The following is a 2,735-nucleotide window of genomic DNA, read 5'->3' as shown; positions in this document are numbered from 1 at the left end:
GCCGGACGGTCAGGTGAAGACTGTCACCGACAACGCCGGGGCGGTAACGGAGTACACGTACAACAACGGCGACCTGGTCTCGGTCAAGGACGCCGAGGGACGCACCTCGGGGCAGTTCGTCGATGCCGCCGGGCGGCCGTCCGTCCTGACGGACACAGCAGGCTCGGCAACCACCATCGCCTTCGACAAGCTGAACCAGCCCCGCACGGTCACCGACCCCCTCGGTCAGAGCACCGGCTTCGACTACGACGACAACGGCAACCTCACCACCCTCACCGATGCCCGCAACAACACAAGCAGCTGGGCATACGACAACGCGGACCGCCCCAAGTCGGCCACCGACGCCATGGGTGCACAGGCCACCTTCGAGTACGACGCGGCCGGGCTGCTGAAGAAGGCGACCAGCCGCTCCGGGAAGATCGCAACTGCCAGCTACGACCTTCTGGGCCGGGCCAAGACCGCCCAGTACGGCGTCGACGTGGCCGGCCAGGCCGAATTCAGTGTCAGCTACGACTACGACGGCCACGACCTGCTCAAGCAGATCACCGACAGCCAGGCCGGCAACCAGTCGTTCACCTACGACACCTACGACCGGCCCAAGACAGTGACCGGCCCCAACGGCACCGTCAGCTACGACTACGACGCCGCCGACCGCCGCAAGACCATGACCGCAGGCGGTCAGACGACCAGCTACGGCTTCGACAAGTCCAGCATCCTCACCTCCGTCACGTCAGGCACCCAACAAGTCGGGTTCGGACTGGACGCGGTGGGCCGGGAAAAGACCGCCACGATGCCCGGCGGCATCACCCGCACCACCGGCTACGACAAGACCGGCACCATCAAGGCCATCACCTACGCCCAGGGCGCCAGCAGCATCGGCGACCTCAACTACACCCGCGACGAACGCGGCCTGCAGACCGGCCTGACCGGCTCCCTGGCGAACGTGGCGCTGCCCGCGGCGGAGGACGGTACGGTCTTCGGCAAGGACAACCGCATCACCACCTACAGCGGCCGCTCCTTCACCTACGACGCCGACGGCCAGCTCAAGACCGACGGCATCCGCGACTACACCTGGAACGCACGCGGCCAGCTCACCGGCCTGGCCAAGGCCGGACAGAACAGCAGCTTCGGATACGACGCCCTGGGCACCCGCAGCACCAGAACCGTCGGCGGGACAACGAACAAATTCCTCACCGACGGAAGCAACCCGCTGCTCGAACAGAACAGTTCAGGCGACACCACCGCGACCGTGGCCACCTCCGGGCTGGACGAATTCCTCACCCGCACCGAGAACGGCACCACCCAGATCTACCTGACCGACGCACTCGGCTCAGTAATCGGCCTCGCCAACAGCGACGGCACCATCGCCACGAAATACACCTACGACCCCAACGGCCAGCCCACCGTCTCCGGAGCCGCCTCCTCCAACCCGTACACCTTCACCGGCCGCGAGAACGACGGCACCGGCCTCCTCTACTACCGCGACCGCTACTACGACCCCGAAACCGGCCGCTTCATCTCCCAAGACCCCATCGGCCAGGCCGGCGGCACCAACCTCTACCAATACGCCCTGTCCTCACCCACCACCTACACCGACCCCACCGGCGACAACCCCATGATCGCCGCCTGCGCCGTCGGCGGACTCCTGGACGGCGGCCTCGATTGGGCATTCCAGCGACTGTCCGGCCGCAAGGTCAACTGGGGACAGGTCGGCAACGCCGCCCTGACCGGCTGCATGATGGGCATGGCCGGCGAAGCCCTGGGCGCTTTCCTGGCCGTTAGAGGTTCTCTGCGCGCCGGGAGCTGCCTGGCGCCCAACAGCTTCACCGCCGACACACCAGTGCTCATGGCAGACGGTACTCGTAAGCCGATCAAGGACATCAAGATCGGCGACAAGGTTCAGGCCACCGATCCGCAGACCGGTGAAACCGGACCCCGCACCGTCACCGCCCTCATCGAGGGCAACGGGGACAAACAACTCGTCGACCTCACCATCGATACCGGTCAGGCACAGAGCGCGAAGACCAGCAGCATCACTGCCACCGACGGCCACCCCTTCTGGGTCCCCGACCTCAAGAAGTGGGTCACCGCAGGCGAGCTCACAGTCGGCCAATGGCTCCAGACCAGCACCGGCACCTGGATCCAGATTTCGGCCATTTCGCATCGCACCGAGTCAACGACCGTCCATAACCTGACCGTTGACGGGCTGCACACCTATTACGTTGCTTCGGGCGACGCCACCGCACTCGTCCATAACAGTGGCGGCAGGCCCTGTGGCCCGTCTGATCTGCCAGACTTCATTGATCCGAGTAATGGGGGCGCAGCTCGCCCCCGTTCTGGAGGGGCAGCAGCTGACGAGGCTGGAAAGACGCAGAGAGCTACTGAAGAAGCAATAGAAGAAGCCGACAAACGCAAAGACACGGTATCGTCGTCTCCCGGAACTGTTCAGAAGGTCGTGGATGGTCCCCAGGCACCCGGAGCTCACGGCCCCGCAGAGGCGATCGTTGCCGTGGCTATAGTCGGAGCGAGAGGATGGCAGCGTGTCAAAATGTGGTGGCGACGCTAAGGCTGTCGCGGGTGAAATACTTAAGAAGTTTACTGAAGACGGAACAATCACTCCAGAGTTTTCGGCATCGGCTGAATCTGAGGTATGGGACCGTGTGACGCCGACACGGATCATTATGGCAGCAATTCAGATTATTCTCCGGTCTCGCTGGGAGGACGGGGTTTCGTCA

Annotated in this window: 1 protein-coding gene; it reads left to right on the top strand. The window is 64.4% G+C overall.

Going from position 1 to position 2,735, the window contains the following annotated elements; genetic code table 11:
* Positions 1 to 2,566: RHS repeat-associated core domain-containing protein (locus ACFU8W_RS52240; protein WP_384052919.1), on the top strand; the 2,566-nt coding region annotated here is incomplete at its 5' end.
* Between the last annotated feature and the right edge of the window lie 169 nt (positions 2,567 to 2,735).

Source organism: Streptomyces sp. NPDC057565 (assembly GCF_042801455.1).
In the GTDB taxonomy this organism is placed as follows: domain Bacteria; phylum Actinomycetota; class Actinomycetes; order Streptomycetales; family Streptomycetaceae; genus Streptomyces; species Streptomyces yanii.
This window is presented reverse-complemented; position numbering and strand designations above follow the sequence as displayed.